The organism is Mycobacterium sp. PSTR-4-N (assembly GCF_022348085.1).
In the GTDB taxonomy this organism is placed as follows: Bacteria; Actinomycetota; Actinomycetes; order Mycobacteriales; family Mycobacteriaceae; genus Mycobacterium.
This window is the reverse complement of sequence record NZ_JAKRFN010000029.1, coordinates 17102-33842: the sequence shown is the minus strand read 5'-3', so window position 1 is coordinate 33842 and position 16741 is coordinate 17102. Positions and strand designations below refer to the sequence as shown.

Annotated in this window: 16 protein-coding genes; 7 read left to right on the top strand and 9 right to left on the bottom strand. The window is 68.4% G+C overall.

Annotation, left to right across the window (positions count from 1 at the left end; translation table 11 throughout):
• Nucleotides 1–35 precede the first annotated feature (35 nt).
• Nucleotides 36–860 (top strand): alpha/beta fold hydrolase, encoded by an 825-nt coding sequence (locus MHN84_RS26920; protein WP_241207535.1) that lies wholly within the window; start codon nt 36–38, stop codon nt 858–860.
• A 5-nt stretch (nt 861–865) separates the two neighbouring features.
• Here the strand turns inward: MHN84_RS26920 and MHN84_RS26915 are convergent, their stop codons facing one another.
• From MHN84_RS26915 to MHN84_RS26905, 3 genes are read right to left on the bottom strand one after another with little or no spacing between them, the layout of a single operon-like run.
• Nucleotides 866–1690 carry a PHP domain-containing protein gene (locus MHN84_RS26915; RefSeq protein ID WP_241207534.1) on the bottom strand — a complete coding sequence of 275 codons (825 nt, stop codon included), beginning with the start codon at nt 1688–1690 and terminating at the stop codon, nt 866–868.
• Complete coding sequence (locus tag MHN84_RS26910) at nt 1690–2085, bottom strand: nuclear transport factor 2 family protein (protein WP_241207533.1); 396 nt, start codon at nt 2083–2085, stop codon at nt 1690–1692. Before MHN84_RS26910 ends, MHN84_RS26915 begins: the two co-directional genes overlap by 1 nt.
• 37 nt (nt 2086–2122) lie before the next feature.
• Nucleotides 2123–2635, bottom strand: coding sequence for a GAF domain-containing protein (locus MHN84_RS26905; RefSeq protein ID WP_241207532.1), 513 nt, complete (start codon nt 2633–2635; stop codon nt 2123–2125).
• 188 nt (nt 2636–2823) lie between these two features.
• Between MHN84_RS26905 and MHN84_RS26900 the strand changes: the two genes are divergently transcribed.
• From MHN84_RS26900 to MHN84_RS26890, 3 genes are all read left to right on the top strand, one after another.
• Nucleotides 2824–3735: a manganese catalase family protein gene (locus MHN84_RS26900; RefSeq protein WP_241207531.1), complete on the top strand. Its 912-nt coding sequence runs from the start codon at nt 2824–2826 to the stop codon at nt 3733–3735.
• A gap of 165 nt (nt 3736–3900) precedes the next feature.
• On the top strand, nt 3901–4221 hold the full coding sequence (locus tag MHN84_RS26895; protein ID WP_241207551.1) for a hypothetical protein: 321 nt from the start codon (nt 3901–3903) through the stop codon (nt 4219–4221).
• Nucleotides 4222–4231: 10 nt separating this feature from the next.
• Entirely contained in the window at nt 4232–4558 is a 327-nt protein-coding gene (locus tag MHN84_RS26890) for a hypothetical protein (RefSeq protein ID WP_241207530.1), read from the top strand.
• Nucleotides 4559–4631: 73 nt separating this feature from the next.
• On the opposite strand, the gene MHN84_RS26885 is transcribed toward MHN84_RS26890, so the two are convergent.
• Together MHN84_RS26885 and MHN84_RS26880 are read right to left on the bottom strand one after the other, a co-directional pair.
• Complete coding sequence (locus tag MHN84_RS26885) at nt 4632–6239, bottom strand: NAD(P)/FAD-dependent oxidoreductase (protein ID WP_241207529.1); 1608 nt, start codon at nt 6237–6239, stop codon at nt 4632–4634.
• Nucleotides 6229–6708 carry an SRPBCC family protein gene (locus MHN84_RS26880; RefSeq protein WP_241207528.1) on the bottom strand — a complete coding sequence of 160 codons (480 nt, stop codon included), beginning with the start codon at nt 6706–6708 and terminating at the stop codon, nt 6229–6231. The genes MHN84_RS26885 and MHN84_RS26880 overlap by 11 nt, the downstream gene beginning before the upstream one ends.
• Nucleotides 6709–6792: 84 nt before the next feature.
• Between MHN84_RS26880 and MHN84_RS26875 the strand changes: the two genes are divergently transcribed.
• Nucleotides 6793–7620 carry an N-acetylmuramoyl-L-alanine amidase gene (locus tag MHN84_RS26875; protein WP_241207527.1) on the top strand — a complete coding sequence of 276 codons (828 nt, stop codon included), beginning with the start codon at nt 6793–6795 and terminating at the stop codon, nt 7618–7620.
• On the opposite strand, the gene MHN84_RS26870 is transcribed toward MHN84_RS26875, so the two are convergent.
• Nucleotides 7604–9847 (bottom strand): molybdopterin-dependent oxidoreductase, encoded by a 2244-nt coding sequence (locus MHN84_RS26870; RefSeq protein ID WP_241207526.1) that lies wholly within the window; start codon nt 9845–9847, stop codon nt 7604–7606. The genes MHN84_RS26875 and MHN84_RS26870 overlap by 17 nt on opposite strands.
• Nucleotides 9848–9906: 59 nt before the next feature.
• Between MHN84_RS26870 and MHN84_RS26865 the strand changes: the two genes are divergently transcribed.
• Nucleotides 9907–10509, top strand: coding sequence for a TetR/AcrR family transcriptional regulator (locus MHN84_RS26865; RefSeq protein ID WP_241207525.1), 603 nt, complete (start codon nt 9907–9909; stop codon nt 10507–10509).
• Here the strand turns inward: MHN84_RS26865 and MHN84_RS26860 are convergent.
• Entirely contained in the window at nt 10491–11480 is a 990-nt protein-coding gene (locus MHN84_RS26860) for an NAD-dependent epimerase/dehydratase family protein (protein ID WP_241207524.1), read from the bottom strand. The genes MHN84_RS26865 and MHN84_RS26860 overlap by 19 nt on opposite strands.
• 171 nt (nt 11481–11651) lie before the next feature.
• Here MHN84_RS26860 and MHN84_RS26855 point away from each other — a divergent pair, with 171 nt between their 5' ends.
• A complete protein-coding gene (locus tag MHN84_RS26855; RefSeq protein WP_241207523.1) occupies nt 11652–13631 on the top strand; it encodes an ecdysteroid 22-kinase family protein in 1980 nt (659 codons plus the stop codon).
• A 7-nt stretch (nt 13632–13638) separates the two neighbouring features.
• Here the strand turns inward: MHN84_RS26855 and MHN84_RS26850 are convergent, their stop codons facing one another.
• Together MHN84_RS26850 and MHN84_RS26845 are read right to left on the bottom strand one after the other, a co-directional pair.
• Complete coding sequence (locus tag MHN84_RS26850; RefSeq protein ID WP_241207522.1) at nt 13639–14262, bottom strand: flavin reductase family protein; 624 nt, start codon at nt 14260–14262, stop codon at nt 13639–13641.
• 96 nt (nt 14263–14358) lie between these two features.
• Complete coding sequence (locus MHN84_RS26845; protein ID WP_241207521.1) at nt 14359–16740, bottom strand: PEP/pyruvate-binding domain-containing protein; 2382 nt, start codon at nt 16738–16740, stop codon at nt 14359–14361.
• Nucleotide 16741 lies beyond the last annotated feature (1 nt).

Below are 16741 nucleotides of genomic sequence, written 5' to 3'. Positions count from 1 at the left end.
GGTCGGCGGCGCTGATGCGGAGTAGTTTTCCGCTCGTGCCGACTATCACCACCACCGACGGTGTCGAGATCTACTACATGGACTGGGGATCGGGTCAACCGATCGTGTTCAGCCATGGGTGGCCGCTGTCGGCCGACGACTGGGACGCCCAGATGATGTTCTTCCTCGGCCACGGCTACCGGGTCATCGCCCACGATCGGCGCGGGCACGGCCGCTCCGCTCAGGTCGGCGATGGTCACGACATGGACCACTACGCCGACGATCTCGCCGCGGTGGTGGAGCATCTCGACCTCCGCGACGCGGTACATGTCGGGCACTCCACCGGTGGCGGTGAGGTCGTGCGATTCCTGGCCCGCCACGGCGAGCAGCGGGCAGCCAAAGCCGCCTTGATCGCCGCGGTGCCGCCGTTGATGGTCCAGACCGACGCCAATCCCGGGGGGCTACCGAAGTCGGTGTTCGACGACTTCCAGACCCAGGTGGCGACCAACCGATCGGCCTTCTACCGCGCTGTGCCCGGGGGGCCGTTCTACGGCTTCAACCGGGACGGGGTCGAACCGATCGAGGCGGTGATCGCGAACTGGTGGCGACAGGGCATGATGGGCGGCGCCAAAGCCCATTACGACGGCGTGGTCGCCTTCTCCCAGACGGACTTCACCGACGATCTGCGCCGCATCCAACTGCCCGTGTTGGTGATGCACGGCGATGACGACCAGGTGGTGCCCTACGCCGACGCGGGACCGCTGTCGGCTGCCCTGTTGCCCAACGGAACCCTGAAAACCTATCCGGGATATCCACACGGGATGCCGACCACCCACGCCGATGTCATCAACGCCGACCTGCTGGAGTTCATCCGCTCCTGACGCGATCAGCGCCGCCAGAAGTCGAAGGGGTCGCGTCCGGGCCGGAATCCGGCGGCCTCGACAATGTCGACCGCGTGGGCGAAGCGTCGGCCGACATGGGCCGGCTGGTGGGCGTCGCTGCCGAAGGACACCGCATCCCCGCCCTCCTGCCACCACCACCGCACGAGGTCGACCGACGCCAACGGCGACTTCGTGTTGATCTCGAGCGCTCGCCCCGTTCCGGCGAGGGCGCGGAAGACTGTCCGGTACTGCTCTTCGAAATCGCTCTCGCGGTAGGCGCCGACCCGGTTCGCGGGCCAGTAGCGGCGCGGGTAGTCGCAGTGGGCGAGCACGGTGAACACGTCTGACCGCTCGATCAACGTGACCATGTCGGCGAAGTATCGCTGCACCAAGTCATGCGGGTCATGGCGGCCGAACAGCCGCGCATCGATCCCTTCCAGGCGGCCCGCCACCGGGATCCCGTGCAGACTTCCCAGCACCCGGTCGAACGTTCCTGCCGCGAGCACCGCGGCCACACTGCCGGAGAACCAATGTGGTTCGCCCGCTTCGATTCCCGACAGGATGCGCAGTTCGGGGAACATCTCGCGGCATCGCTGGACATCAGCGAGATAGCCGTCGATGTCCAGCGGTGCGACGCGGGGCCGGTCGCCGACGACCATCCCGGCGGCAGCGTCGTCGTCGTCGCCCCACTCGGTGAAATCCACGTGCTCGGTGAACGCCACCGCGGGCAGGCCCAGCTCGACCGCCTGGCGGCAGGTGGCCTCCATCGTCGAGGTGCCGGCGGTGTCCCAGGACCACCGGGTGTGCACGTGGTTGTCGGAGGGCAGCATCAGGGCGTCTGGGTCGCCTCGTGCTGGATACGGTCGAACTGTGCGCCCATCGCGTCGGCCAGCGCGGTGGCTCCCGAAAGCGGTCGCACCATGACCATCAGATCGTCGATGAGTCCGTTCTCGTCGACGTGGAGAAAATCGCAGCCGGTGATCTTCTTGCCGTCGACGGTCGCCTCGAAGATCAGCGCATGGTCCCGGCCGGTGGCATCGCCGATCTCGCGGATGTAGCGGAAGTCGACGAACACGCGCATCACCGCGCGAAGGATCGCCGCGGTGATCGGCTTCCCGGTGTAGGGCTTGAACGCAACCGGGCTGGTGAAGACGACGTCGTCGGCGAGCAGCGCCTCGATGGCGGCGCTGTCGCGCGCCTCGACGGCCTGGCGGAAGGGATGCATACCGAAACGGTAGCCAACGCGCCACACGTGACCACGGTCAGCCGGCCGGACTCGGCCCGTTCTGGCAATGGTCGATACCGATGGCGATCGCGTCCGCGAACGCAGAGAGTGTCTCGTCGTGCTCATGGCGGAAGGCGCGATTGGTCGTCGAATAGAACAGAACCGTCCCCAGTCGGCGGTCGCCGACACAGAGGGACGCGGCGAGCACAGAGCGCACCCCCTGCTGTCGGGCGTGTGTCATCCAGCCCGCCCATGCGGCGCGGGTGACCGAGCTCTGCGTCCGCCGCACGCCCCTGTGCGCCCACGCGCTGGCGCACGGGTTGTGCGGGTGCTGATCGTGGAGTGCGGTGAGGCGCTCGGCGACGTGATCGCTGCCCGCAGAGGTGATCCGTCGTCCGTCGGTGGCCATCAGCGTGATACCGCACCCCGTGGTTTTGGGCAGGAGGCGCGCGCCGTCTCGAGCCACCGCCCGCAACAGCGCCATCATCGGGGACGGCATCGGCGCCACGCTGGGTGCGGGCGTCCGGGAACGCATCAGTCCGGTTCTCATGGTGTCACCTCGGGTCGACGTCATCGACGGAGCCGCTACCCCAGCGGCTGCCACGCAAACGTCCGGCATCGACTGCAGGATTTCGGTTTGGCCCTTCCCACGCGGGTATGTCGTCCGTAGCGCCGGCGCAGCGCCGCCCGCTCGCCGGCCGATGATCTCGTCCAGAACTTCGATGTGGAGTCGACTCAATGTTCCGACATACCGATTACCTGCAATTCGACGTCAAGCCCGAAAAGCCGGATCCCGTGTACGCGCGCAAGCTCCAGGAACTGCTCGGCGGGGCGTTCGGCGAGATGACCGTGACCATGCAGTACCTGATGCAGGGCTGGAACTGCCGGATGAAAGGCAAGTACAAGGACCTGATCATGGACGTGGCGACCGAGGAGATCGGGCACGTCGAGATGATCGCGACGATGTGCGCCCGGCTGCTCGAAGGCGCTCCGGCCACTGATGCCACCGAGAACGCGCTGGGCGATCCGGTGGTGGCGGCGGTGATGGGGGGTATGGACCCCCAGCAGGCCATCATGTCGGGTGGTGCACCGACGCTGTCGGACAGCCAGGGCTCACCCTGGAACGGGAAATTCATTGTGGCGTCAGGGAATCTGCTGGCGGACTTCTATGCCAACGTCGCTGCCGAGGCGCAGGGCCGAGTGCAGACCGCACGACTGTGGCACATGACCGACGATCCCGGTGTGAAGGCCATGTTGAAGTTCAATCTGGCGCGCGACACCTATCACCAGAACATGTGGCTGTCCGCGATCGAGGAGCTGCAGGCCGACGGTTTGGAGGGCGTCGTGGCACCCAACGACCTGTTCGACGAGGAGTTCGACGAGCACGCCTCCACGCTGTGGCACCTCTCTGACGGTGCCGACGCCGACAAGGGCCGGTGGGCGCACGGGCCGCTGCCCGACGGCCGTCACACCGGCAAGTTCCTCGCCGATCCTCAACCACTCGGTGACCTGCAGTCGGGGCCGCCGCCGGACCCGAAGTTGTACTGCACGTACGACGGCGCGATGGGCGAACCGCGCACGCCCGCCTTCGGTACCGAGAAAGGCGTCATGGGAAAGCTCAAGGACGCCATCGACCCGGACAAGACCTAGCGCTGACATGCGTCCTGCCGCCCTGAGGCCCAACCGGTTTCGAGAGTCCGCTTCCCGGCTATGGCTGGGGGACACGACAGCGAGAGGAGATCAGTGGTGAGCACTGACGACGCCACGGAGACCACAGCCAACGACCTGGGCGGCAGTGATGATCTGCTCAGTCCGATGGAGGGCACTGATTCCGACGACGTGCACAACGACGACGGCGACGAGGTCGTCGATCCGCCCGAGGGCTGGAGCGGCGTCGACAAGTACGGGATGTCGGCCGAGGAGCAACGTCAAGGCGAGAGCCTCGACGACAGATTGGCCGAGGAAGTTCCCGATGTCACAGAATCCGACGTCGATCCGCGCGATGCAGCAGACGGTGCCGGCGGTGACGAGGCATTGCTCGGGAGCGACGCTGCGCCTCCTGAGCCCGGCGACCACGAAGGGCAGATCGACGGTGCCCCAGAGGACGGCGACGCGCTGTTCCCGGTAGTCGAGTAGGGATGAGCCGATGACAGACCTGCCGTTTCCGGATTTCGATCAGATGGCGCTCGGCGACGTCCGACATCGCATTCGCGCCTTGGACAAAGACGCATTGGAAGTGCTGCTCACGCACGAAGCGGGCCATGCCGCCCGGGTTCCGGTGCTCGAGATTCTCGAGGCCCGAATGCGAGAACTCGACGCAGGTGCTCAACCATCGTCGGGCGACCCGGGCAACGCGCCGGGCATCGATGCCACGGAAGGTGGCTCGTCGGTCCAGCTGTCGACCGCCGCTGAGCCCGGCACCCCGCTACGCCACGGCGTGGCCAACCAGACGCCGAAGCGCGGCCGGACCTGATCCCACCGGAATAGAGTTCCAGGCCGTGGAATCGGCGAATCCACCGCCATGGCTTCTCACTGGCGGGCGGGGTTCAGCCGAGAAGGAGCCGGTTCACTGCCCTGTTGAGCCGCCGCCGAGGCCAGCCCGTCGCCCCGTCAGCCCGCAACGCCGCCCGAGCGGCGTTGCGACCGCAGATGCCGTGGACCCCTCCGCCGGGCGGGGCGCCGGCGCTGCCGAGAAAGACGTTGTCCAGCGGTGTGGTCGGTCCACCCTGGCCGGGCATCGGCCGAAAAATCAACTGTTGGAACAACTGTGACGTCCCACCGTTGACCGCGCCGGCATGGAGGTTCTGGTCGCTGTGTTCGAGGTCCGAGGGCCGCTGCACGGTCTTGCCGACGACATGGCTTGTGAAGCCGGGCGCGTGCCGTTCCAGGACGGCGTCGACGGCCTCGGCCAGCTGGTCGGCGCTGTGATCGTCGCTGCGCCCGCGCGGCAGGTGGGTGTAGGCCCACGCGCTCTCGGTACCGGCGGGGGAGCGTGTGGGGTCCGCCGTCGTCATCTGGCCGAACAGCATGAACGGCTGAGTCGGCACTGTCGAGGTGTTCAGATCCGCCATCCAGCGGATCAGACCGTCGTGGTCGGCGCCCAGGTGCACCGTGCCCGCCCCGGCGAGGTTGGGTGAGCGCCACGGGATGGGGGCGTCCAGAGCGTAGTTCACCTTCAGGACCGGGGTGTCCCACACGAAGCGGTCCAGGTGCTGTTGCGGCCCCTCCGGAAGGACGTCGCGCGGAAGCAGGCGTCGATAGAGCTGTGGCGCCGAGGTGTTCGCGATGACGGCGCGACGGCAGCGGATGAAACCACCGTCGATAAGGTTCGCCGCGGTCGCGCGATGTCCGCGCACGTCGATGCTGTCGACCTCGCGCCCGCAGTACACGCGCGCTCCGGCTGACTCGGCTCGCCGCACCAGTGCCTCGGTCAGCTGACCCGCACCGCCGACCGGAACGGGGAAGCCCCCGTCCTGAGCCAGCATCAGCAGCAGGTATCCCATCACGCCGCTGGCCGGGGCATCGACGGGCACGTCGGCGTGCATCGCGTTGCCCAGCAACAACAGCTGGGCCGCCTCGCCTTCGAACAGCTGGCGCGCCATCTCGCCTGCGGGTAACAGCAACAGGTGCAGTAACCGAAGCGCGTCGGCGGTGCCGAGCCGCCGCAGCAGCCCCGCAGGTCCGCGAACGGGCGGGAACGGCGCGAACAGAGTCTCCAGTAGCGGACGTTTGATGTGCTGATACTGCTCGAAGGCGGTGATCCAGCGGTCTCCGTCGCCGGGGTGGAAGCGCTCGAATTCTGCTGCGGTGCGGGCGATGTCGCGATGGAGGACCGGTGCGTCGTCGTCGTCTGCGCTGCGGGGATGGCCGACGACGGCCGGTGCGTGACTCCAGCGCAGACCATGGTCTTCCAGGGCGAGGTCGGCCAGCGCCGGCGAGGCGACCGACAGCGGGTAGAACGCGCTGTACAGATCGCTGATGTAACCCGGCGTCAGCTCGGCGCTCTTGACGGCGCCACCCGGCTGGTCCTGCGCCTCCAACACCACGACGTCCCAGCCCGCATCGGCCAGCAGGGCGGCGGCGACCATCCCGTTGTGGCCCGAGCCGATGACGACGGCGTCGGCGGTCTCCGAGCGGGACAGTTCAGCGCTCATCGCGGCCGCGACGCTCGGCCATCGCGGCGAGACGCCATGTGGTCTCCCGGTTGCGGGGGAACGCCGCGGCGAGGGCCACCTGCTTGGGCAGCCAGCTCAGCGGCGGTGACACGGGCACCTCGGCCATCTCGATGCGGCAGCCGCTGCCATCGAGATCGACGAGTCGCAGGGTGATCCGCGCCTTGCCGAACGGCCTGCCGTTGGCGATCAGAACGAGTTCCCGCTCCGGATCGCAGGATTCGACGACCGTGCTGTCGTTGAGCACCAGCGGCCAGATCCCGATCGAGTGGTGGATCGTGCTGCCGACCGCGGGCCACGACGGGTCGACGGCGCGCATCCGGCTGTTGCCCACCACCCATTGCGAATACGTCCAGCCGTCGGCGATCACGGCCCAGACATCGTGGCGCGATGCTGAGGTGTCACGCGCGACGACCGGCGCGCTCTCGATGTCCTCGGGTTCTGTCGTCACCGGGTCGAACTACCCGCGCCCTCGTCTGTCAAACCTGGCCGTCTGGTTGCATGAGGGCCGCAGTCGACGACGGGAGGTGCTGCCATGGTCGCGGTGACCAGCGGTGATCCGCTCTGGCTGGCCGATGTGTTGCGCGTCGAGGGCCTCGATGTGCAGGAGTTGCCCGGCTGGCGCGGCCGTGGCCACGGCGATTTCGCCGATATCCGCGGGGTGATGGTGCACCACACGGGATCAGACAGTGCCACCGCCGAATCCATCGCACGGGGCGGGCCCGAGCTGCCCGGGCCACTGTCCGCGCTGCACATCGCGCGTAGCGGCACCGTGACCGTGGTGGCGGCGGGCGTCTCCTGGCACGCCGGCGCGGGCTCCTACCCCTGGTTGCCGGTCAACGGCGCCAACCGGCACATGATCGGCATCGAGTGCGCCAACAGCGGCACGAGCCCGTCGGCGCCCCATCGCATGCACTGGCCCGACGCCCAGTACCTGGCTCTGGTGCGTAGCTGCGCCGCCATCTGCCGGCGACTCGGTCGATCCGCCGACCGGGTCATCGGGCACAAGGAGTACGCAGGGCGCGCTCAGGGCAAGTGGGATCCGGGGGCGATCGACATGGCCATACTGCGTCGCGATGTCGCCGCCCACCAACGCGTCCTGCCGCTGCCCGTCGACGAGTATGCAGACGTCCTGCTCGAACGGGGGTCTCGCGGCCCTCAGGTCGCTGAACTCCAGCGCCGTCTGAAAGCGGCATATGCCGGCTACGCGGGGAACCTCGACGTCGACGGTGTCTTCGGAACAGTGACCCAAGCGGCGGTGGAGGAATTCCAGCGCCGCACACCAGGTTTGGCGGTGGACGGAGTGGTCGGACCGGGCACGGCGGCGGCTCTACGGCTGCGCCTGGTCAGCGCGCCCGCCTGACCTCGACGGGAATGCCGTTGAGGGCGCCGTTGCCCGAGGGCTCGTCCAGGAAGTCCACGGGCGAGAGGACATTGGTGTTGACACCGGGGGAGCCGTTGGCCACGCCCAGCCGGGTGCCCGGTTTGCCGTGGCCCCAGCCGTGCGGCAACGAGACCACCCCCGGTTTGATCTCCTCGGTGAGTTCGGCGGTCACGTCGATGCTGCCGCCCGCGGATGTGACGGTGACGAGGTCGCCGGCGGCGATACCGCGCCGCTGCGCGTCGTCGCGGTGGATCAGAAGCGTGCAGCGGTCGCGACCCTTCATCAGCGGTCCGACGTTGTGCAGCCAGGAGTTGTTGGAGCGCAGGTGCCGCCGGCTGACCAGGACGAGGTCGTCGGGCGCGCGGTCCAGGCGCCGCGCGAGCCGCGGCAGGTCATCGGTCAGGTAGGGCGGTGCCAGCCGGATCGTACGGTCCGCGGTTCCGAGAACGTCCGGGACGCGGGGCACCATCGGACCGAAATTGATCCCGTCGGGGCGCTCTTTGAGCATCTGCAGAGTCAGCCCCCCGGGGTTCTCGCCGTACCGGTCCCCGAACGGGCCCGTCCGCAGGGTGAGGTCCAGGATGCGCTCGGGCCCACCGTGCTCATAGTGCGCCCGCACCGTTGCGCCGTCGAGCCCCTGCGTGAAGCACAAGTAGTCGAAGAAGCCGTCGTCGATCGCGCTGACGTCGACGTCCTCGGCCGGTGTGCCGGTGCACAAGCCGGTCAGACGGATCAGGATCTCCCACTCGTCAGGGGCCCCGGGATCCGGTTTGGCGAACACGGGTGGGGAGTAGTTGGCGACGCTGTTGATGGCGAAGTGCAGGATGAGATCGTCGTGGTGGGGCTGCTCCAGGGGGGAGGGGCCGGGCAGGATCACATCGGCGTGACGGATTGTCTCGTTGAGCCACAAGTCGATCGAGATCATCGCATCGAGCAGTGGCAGCGCGTCGTCGAGGCGATCGCCCGCGGGGGTGGACAGGACGGGGTTTCCGGCGACGGTGATCAACGCCTTGATCTGGCCGTCGCCCGGTGTGGCGATCTCCTCGGCGAGACACGACACCGGGACTTGACCCAGCACCTCCTTGGCGCCGCGCACCCGCGTGTGGAAGCGGCCGAAGTCGGCGGCCCCGTCCTCGAGGCCGGGGATGGGTTGCACCGTCACCGACCAGGCCGCCGCGGTGGGGAACATGGCCCCACCCGGGGTGTCGAAATGCCCGGTGAGGATGTTGACGACGTCGACGAGCCAGCTCGCCAGGCTGCCGAACTCCTGGTTGCAGGTTCCGATGCGGCCGTAGACCACCGCGCGGGGTGTGGTGCCGAGCTGGCGGGCGAGCTCGCGGATACGGTCGGCGCTGATTCCGGTCACCGCGGAGACCCGCTCGGGGGACCAGTCAGCGGCGATGTCGCGCAGCGAATCCACCCCGACGACATGGGGTTCGAGCGCACCGAGTGTCACCAGATCCTCGGCGAACAACGTGTGCACGACCCCGAGGAGCAGCGCGGCGTCGGTACCCGGGGTGATGGGCAGCCATTCGTCGGCGCGCTGGGCGGTTCGGGTGCGCACCGGGTCGATGACGATCACCGTGCCCCGTCGGCGGACGTCGGCGATGAGTCCCATGACGTCGGGCGCCGCCAGCAGCGAACCCTGTGAGGCAGCAGGGTTGGCGCCCATGACGACCAGGAGGTCGGTGCGCTCGATGTCAGGCACCGGGAAGGTCCACCAGCCGCCGTACATCAGATGGGATGACAGGTTCTTCGGCCATTGATCGACCGTGCCGGGCGAATAGGTCAGGGGCATTCCCGAAAGGCCGAGCAGGACGCCGGCGTAGCGGGCCAGCGAGAACGAATGCGCCAGCGGATTGCCGGTGTAGGCCGTGACGGCTCCGATCCCGTGCTTGTCGATGATGGGGGCCAGCAGCTCGGTGCAGCGGACGAACGCGGTGCGCCAGTCGACTTCGTGCCATTGCCCGTCGATCTTGATCATCGGCGCCCGGACCCTGTCGGGATCGTCGTGCACCGCACCCAGCGACGCACCTTTCGGGCAGATGTGGCCGCGGCTCCACACATCGTCGGGGTTGGGGCGAATGTCACTCACACGCCCCTGCTGGACATGGATCCGCAAGCCGCACATCGCTTCACACAATGGACAGGTGTAGAGGTGGAGTCCGTCCTCGCCGGTGCGTGCGAGTTGTTCCGTGTCCGTCATCGAACCCCCTGTGTCGTGACACACTGTATCGACAACTGGCCTTGGCGAACGGGGTTTTCGTGGACAGATCGGCGTCGAGTGCGCGGCGACACCACGGGTCGCGCCGTGACCCTGCGATCGATGCGTCCGTTCTCGAGGCCGCCCGTGCCCTGTTGGTGACGCGGGGTTACTCGGCGACGACGATCGACTTGATCGCTGCGACCGCCAAGGTGAGCCGACCGGCCATCTACCGTCGCTGGCGCACGAAGGCGCACCTCATCCACGAGGCGGCGTTCCCGGATCTCGGCGCAGAACCCGAGGAGGACGACCTCGCGGCGGAGATCACCCGCCTGTGCCGGGGCGCGCTGGTCATGTACGCCGATCCGGTTGTCCGCGAGGCTGTTCCGGGTCTACTGCAGGACCTGCGGCTGGAGCCGGCGATGCGCCGATTGCTCAACTATCGGCTGGAAGCGGCCGCGCGCCGCAACCTGGCCGGACATCTGGCGCGGTCTGCGCGTGCGCGTGCCGGCGTCGACGCCGACACGGTCATGGACGTCATCGCCGGGGCTGCGTGGTACGCCGTATGTGTTCGTAAGGTGACCGATGTCGATGATGCGGCCGCGAAGTTGGCGGATGTGGTGCTGGGCGGGGTGCTCGCCCGCCCTCAGAGCCGGCCGACCTGACGCAGTCCCGCGGCGGTGTCGGCGATCGTGTCGGCCGGATCGCGCCAGTGCAACCCGAAATCGCGGGTGCTCGGTGCGTCGTCCGAGGCCGGCATCTGCGTGTAGTACTGCATGGCCGCGGAGTTGATCGGCGTCTCGAACGGCAGAAACGGGCCCACGACGTCGAAGACGCGGCCGGCGCTGCGCAGCGCCACATCGGGCACGGGGACCACCGCGAGCGTGCGGTCCGTTGCGCGGCCGATCATCTTCGCGAGTTGGTCGACCGACACCCGCTGACCGCCGGCCATGTAGCGGCGCGGCCCGCGACCGGGCTCGAGGAGCGCGACATGCAGGTCGGCCAGATCGCGTACGTCGATGACGATCCAACCGGCACCGCGGCCGGGCACCGCGTGCATCTTGGCCGACGCTTCCACACCTTCGGCCGCCTCGCCGAACTGGTCGCCGGCCGGCGGCCCCAGCACCATGCCCGGATAGGTGATGTTGACGGGCGCACCTGCATCTTGCAGGCCGCGAGCGTACGCCTCGACGGCGGCCTTGGACCGGCCGTAGCCGTCACTGCCCCCGACCACTGGCAGGTCGGCGTGCAGCACCTCGAGGCCGGGCCGGAACAGCGCGGTGAAGCTCGAGACGTGCACGATCGGGTCGATCCCGGCGGCCGCGGCACCGCCGAGAATGTTGCGCGCCCCCTCCAGGTTGGTGTGCAGCATCTCATCGGCCCGGCTGGGGTCGGTCGAGACCATTGCCGCGCAGTGGATCACCGCGTCGCATCCCTCGAGGGCCGCGGCCGTGCTCTCGCCGTCCGCGATGTCGCCGAGCACGTGGTCCTCGATGTCGACGCCGATCTTGCCCGCGCTGGTGGCGAGTCTGCCGGCGTTGCGCACCAGGAAACGCACGCGATGGCCGGCATCCTGTGCCGCCTTTGCGGTCCACGCGCCGACGAAGCCGGTGCCGCCGGTGATCAGTACTCTCATGTGCCCTCCGGTTCCACGACGCGCCCTATACCCGTTTTCCGCACGCACGCCCCACCGGGGAGCGCCTGATCATGATCACGTTGTCGCTTTCGTCCGTCCAGCAGTTGACGGCCGTCAATTGGTTTGTCGGATGTGCCCGTCGCGGTGACCCTCCTGCTATACGTTGGCCGGGTGTCGACGCTGCCACCGCTCCTGGAAAGCCCCGCCGATCTGACCGTCGAATGGCTCAGCGCCACACTCGACCGTGACGTCTCGAGCTTCTCGGTCACCCGCATCGGCACCGGTCAGATGAGTGAGTGCTACCGGGTGCAGGTGAGCTATGCCGACGGCGCCGACGGGCCTGAGTCGGTGGTCCTGAAGGTCGCTGCCGCCGATCCGAGCAGCCGCCAGACCGGGCTGGCGATGGGGCTCTACGAACGCGAGGTCCGCTTCTACACCGATGTGGCACCGGGCCTGGCCGGTCCGGTGGCGCCCTGTCATCATGCGGCGTACGACAGCGCGACGGGCGCGTTCGATCTGCTGCTCGACGACGCCGCTCCGGCGACTGTGGGCGACGAGATCGGCGGCGCGACCCCGGATCAAGCGGAACTCGCGATGCGCCAACTCGGTCTGGTGCACGGTCCGCTTCTGGGTGACCAGGCGCTCGCCGACGCGGCCTGGCTCAACAGGGAGTCGCCGGTCGATCAGGGGTTGATCAGCGCCCTGTATGCCGGGTTCATCGATCGCTACGCCGACCAGGTGGCGCCGGAGCATCGCGCGGTCTGCGAGCAGTTCGTGGGCGCGTTCGACGCGTACATGGCCGCCGAGGGCGGGAGCGGTCGGCAAGGCCTGGTGCACGGCGACTTCCGGCTGGACAACATGCTGTTCGGCCAACCGGGTGCCGACCGGCCGCTGACCGTGGTCGACTGGCAGACGGTGACGTGGGGACCGGCATTCACCGACGTCGCCTACTTCCTCGGGTGCGCGTTGCCCGTCGAGGAGCGTCGCGCCCGGTACGACGAGCTGCTCGCTGCCTATCACCGTGCACTCGGTGGAACCTCCGGCGTCTCCCTGGACGAGGTGCGCGAGGGGGTGCGGCGGCAGAGTTTCTTCGGGGTGCTGATGGCCATCGTGTCGCCGATGCTGGTGGAGCGGACCGCCCGGGGCGATGAGATGTTCATGGCGATGATCGCCCGGCACTGCCAGCATGTGATCGACACCGGCGCGCTCTCGCTGCTGCCCCCGCCGTCGACGCCGGAACCGTTGCAGCCGAACGCATCCGACGAGGGCAGGCACACCCCGACCGACGAGCCGCTGTGGAGTGAGAGCTGGTATTTCGACTTCGTCGAGCCGGGCCAGCAGGTGGGCGGTTGGTTCCGGCTCGGACTCATCCCCAACCAGGGTCACGCCTGGGTCAACGGCCTGCTGTGCGGGCCCGGCCGCCCGACCGTCGCGGTGCTGGACTTCGAGGCGCCCCTGCCCGTCGACCAAGAGGTGGTGGTGACCGACGAGGCGGAGCTCCGGCTGGACGTCGCTGAACCGCTTGTCCGCTATCGCGTGGCGCTGCTGGGCCGGGGGCAGGCTCACGACGATCCGACCGCACTGTTGCGCGGCGAGGCGGGCAGGCCGGTCGAGGTGAGCGTGGACCTGGAGTGGACGAGCGTGGGAGTGCCTTATCAGTACCGGGTGTCGCCGCGCTACGAGATCCCATGCCGGGTGTCGGGCACGGTCACGGCCGACGGACACTCCTTCACCCTCACCGGCGTTGCCGGACAACGCGACCACTCGTGGGCGTCGCGGGACTGGTGGGGGATGGACTGGGTGTGGAGCGCCGTACACCTGGACGACGGAACCCACCTGCACGGCGTCGACATTCGTATCCCCGGTGCACCCGCGTTATCGGTGGGCTACTCGCAGCGCAGTGGGGAGCCGCTGATCGAGCTCGTCAAAGTCGAAGCGCGCGAGACGGTTTGGGATGGTGAACTCCCGGCCTCGGCGGTGGTGGGTTATGACGGACTGACCGCCACGATCACGCCGACGGCCCATGCGCCGGTGCTACTGACCTCTCCCGACGGTCGGCTCAGTCGCTTCCCGCGCTCGTGGGGCACGGTCACCACCGACGACGGCCGCAGCGGGGTCGGCTGGATCGAATGGAACCGCAGCCACGGCTGACGACAGGTCAGCCGGGTCGGGTCATCTCGAATCGAGCGTCGGGCGGTACGTCGAAGTAGGCCGCAGGTCCGCCGGCGCGCAGGATGGGTTGGGCGGCGGCGGTGTCGTAGACGCCGTCGACGAGATACTGCCGGTCGATGTGGACAGCGACGACCTGGCCGAGTACCAGCCATGTGTCCACGGGCGTACCGGCGATGTCGTGCAGTTGGATCAGTTGAGTCAGGCGACATTCGAAATTGACAGGACTCTCCAGCACCCGCGGCGGTGTGACATCGACGGAGTCCACGGGGGTGAGCCTGCCGAGGGTGAACTCGTCGACGTCAGGCGCTGCGCTGGCGGCGGTCTCGTTCATCGCGGCCGCGATCGGGCGGCAGGCCAGGTTCCACACGAACTCCCCGGTGGCCTCGATGTTGGCGACGCTGTCTTTCCATCCGATCGAGGCGAAGCCGATCACCGGCGGGTGATAGTTGAAGCCGTTGAAGAAGCTGTAGGGGGCTAGGTTTCGGGTGCCCTCAGCGCTCACGGTGGACATCCATCCGATCGGCCGTGGCCCGATGATGGCGTTGAACGGATCGTGGGGCAGCCCGGTACCGTCCGCGGGCCGATAGAAGTGCGCGTCAGACGTCGCCATCGCAGCAGTCAACCACAGGGTCGGTGTCGCGATGGCGCTGCCTGGCACGAGTCGTCCCACCCGCGGGTCGCGACGCAGCAATGGCGGCGAACACCGTCAGACGTCGAGACGGGTCACTACACCGCGGTCGCCGTCGACGCGCACCCGGTCGCCCGTCTTCAACAACTTGGTGGCGACCAGGGTGTTGACCACACAGGGCAGGCCGTATTCGCGCGCCACCACGGCGCCGTGCGACACCGAACTGCCGATGTCGGTGACCAGTGCGCCGATGACCGTGAAGTACGGCGTCCACCCGACATCGGTGACGGGCGCCACCAGGATCTCACCACGTTGGACATCTCGGGCGTCGTTGATGGATTTCGCAACGCGCACAACGCCTTCGACCGATCCGCGGCTGGCGGGGCGACCGACGATCTGGCCGTCGGTGCACATGGTGCGGCGGGCTGCGATCACCGGGGTAGGGCGGCCGACCGAGACGTCGTCGAATTCCAGTGCTTCCTGGAACGGTAGGGCGTCGCGGCGGGCTTGTGCACGCTTCACCAGCTCGGTGATGTCGTCGTCGCCGACCACCCGCGGCAATTCGCTGCGGTCGAAGAAGAACACAAGATCGGGGTCGGGGAGTCGGCCGGACCGGGCGAGCACCTCGCCGAGGTGGCGGTACCCCTGCTTGAGGGTGTGCGCCATCAGGGCCATCTTCGATTTCGTCTCCTCCCGTCCGCGGGCGCCGGCCTGGGCCATCCGGGCGAGCATCCTGACCGCGCGCGACGGCGGCTCCTGGTCGGCCCCCACCGGCGGTGCCGAGCGTCGTCCCGCATCGAGTGCCGCGCGCAGCATGACCTGCATCATCGAACCGAGACCGCCGGGGTCATCGGCCCAGGACGGGTCCCGCATGCAGAGTTCGCGGTAGCCGCGGTGGCCGTGCCGAGTCAGGAACTGCCGCAGCGCGTCACCGCTGTGGCCGGCGCCGCGGAGTTCGGCCACGGCATGGGCGGGCTCTGCCGCGAGGAACCGTTCGGCAGCCGCCGCATCGGCCGCCAGGACACCGACCACCGAGTTCAGCTGGTCGACCATCATGGCGCTTTCGACATTCGACGCCCCGGCCATCCAGCGCATGGCCTCGGCCTGACCGTCCTGCGCGCTTCGGCCGCGCTTCACCGCCTGCTTGATGCAGTGACTCTCGAGGATGTTCGCCGCCACTGCGGCGCGCGACGAGGACCGGACATGGGTGAGCGTGACATGGCGGTACCGATCGACACCGGACTCGAGTTGTCGGAGAACGACTCTCGGATCGTCGCTGGTGGGAATCGGTGACGCGGCGATCTGGCGGCCGAGTCGTCGGATCGCCGGCCCGGCAGAGAGCGCGTGGGTGGTCAACAGAACAGTGTTGACGACGCGACGGTGAAAGGGCTGCGGCGGCTTGGGTTTCAGTTCGTCGACGACACGACCACAGACAGACATCGAGAACTGTTCGAGGGAGTTGCCGAGAATGCCCGAGCTCAGTGCCGTACCTTCGGTGAGATTCAGGAACATGTGGCCGTAGAAGTATCCGACCTGCAGCCAGGGTCTTTCGTAGCGGGGCTGGGCGCGCGCCACCACCTGCGTCATCTGCATGGCGTGATCGATGGCGTACCCGGACACCGATGCGGTGAGCGGGCAGAAGGCGCCGGGCATCATCTCGCCGATGTTGCACCGCGTGTAGACATGGTCGGGGCCGGCCACCGGTGAATCCATCTCGTTGAGGTCGCCGGGCAGGGTCGTGATCGGGCGGGCCTGGAGCCACCACAAGGCACCTGAGGCATCGATCGCCCATTCGAGATCCATCGGCCTGTCCCAATGCTGAGCTGCCCGCCTCGCACCCGACCGGATGGCGTCGATGTCCTCGGGCGACAGCACCGGGTCAGCTGCGAGTTCGAGCACAGCGACGCTGCCGTCGGCGTCGAGCACGATGTGGTCGGGGGAGGCCGAACCGTCCACCAGCGACTCGCCGAGCCCTGCCACCGCGTCGATCACCATCAGGTCGCGGCGGCCGCTGGCAGGGTCCGCGGTGAACACGACTCCGGCGGCACGTGCATCGACCATCTGCTGGACGACCACGTGCATCACGGCGGTGGCCGGCGTACCGTCGTCCGATTGCCTGCTGTACGCCGTCGCCCGATCCGACTGCACCGACTGGGCGCAGCGGCGCACGGCGGTGGTGAACTCCTCGACCGACCGCACATCGAGCACGGTGTCGTACTGCCCGGCGAACGACTGGTCGTCGCCGTCCTCGCCGGCCGCCGAGGAGCGCACCGCGACGGCGGCGTTCAGTTGGCGGAACCGGTCGCCCGCTGCGGCGAGGGACCCCTCGGTGGACGCGTCGGCGACGACGAAACCCGCCGGAACCGGGAGTCCCAGCCGGCGCAGTTCGGCGAGGCCGGCGGCTTTGCCACCGAAGCAGTCGTCGGTGACGTCGTCGAATTCGATCACTGTCGGCGCCATC

What these genes read in the sequence shown, in the direction of transcription:
- MHN84_RS26895 (WP_241207551.1), top strand. Translation starts at nt 3,901, where the DNA reads ATGGAGGGCACTGATTCCGACGACGTGCACAACGACGACGGCGACGAG.
- MHN84_RS26900 (WP_241207531.1), top strand. Translation starts at nt 2,824, where the DNA reads ATGTTCCGACATACCGATTACCTGCAATTCGACGTCAAGCCCGAAAAG.
- MHN84_RS26875 (WP_241207527.1), top strand. Translation starts at nt 6,793, where the DNA reads ATGGTCGCGGTGACCAGCGGTGATCCGCTCTGGCTGGCCGATGTGTTG.
- MHN84_RS26905 (WP_241207532.1), bottom strand. Translation starts at nt 2,635, where the DNA reads ATGAGAACCGGACTGATGCGTTCCCGGACGCCCGCACCCAGCGTGGCG.
- MHN84_RS26870 (WP_241207526.1), bottom strand. Translation starts at nt 9,847, where the DNA reads ATGACGGACACGGAACAACTCGCACGCACCGGCGAGGACGGACTCCAC.
- MHN84_RS26890 (WP_241207530.1), top strand. Translation starts at nt 4,232, where the DNA reads ATGACAGACCTGCCGTTTCCGGATTTCGATCAGATGGCGCTCGGCGAC.
- MHN84_RS26860 (WP_241207524.1), bottom strand. Translation starts at nt 11,480, where the DNA reads ATGAGAGTACTGATCACCGGCGGCACCGGCTTCGTCGGCGCGTGGACC.
- MHN84_RS26885 (WP_241207529.1), bottom strand. Translation starts at nt 6,239, where the DNA reads ATGAGCGCTGAACTGTCCCGCTCGGAGACCGCCGACGCCGTCGTCATC.
- MHN84_RS26845 (WP_241207521.1), bottom strand. Translation starts at nt 16,740, where the DNA reads ATGGCGCCGACAGTGATCGAATTCGACGACGTCACCGACGACTGCTTC.
- MHN84_RS26915 (WP_241207534.1), bottom strand. Translation starts at nt 1,690, where the DNA reads ATGCTGCCCTCCGACAACCACGTGCACACCCGGTGGTCCTGGGACACC.
- MHN84_RS26910 (WP_241207533.1), bottom strand. Translation starts at nt 2,085, where the DNA reads ATGCATCCCTTCCGCCAGGCCGTCGAGGCGCGCGACAGCGCCGCCATC.
- MHN84_RS26850 (WP_241207522.1), bottom strand. Translation starts at nt 14,262, where the DNA reads ATGGCGACGTCTGACGCGCACTTCTATCGGCCCGCGGACGGTACCGGG.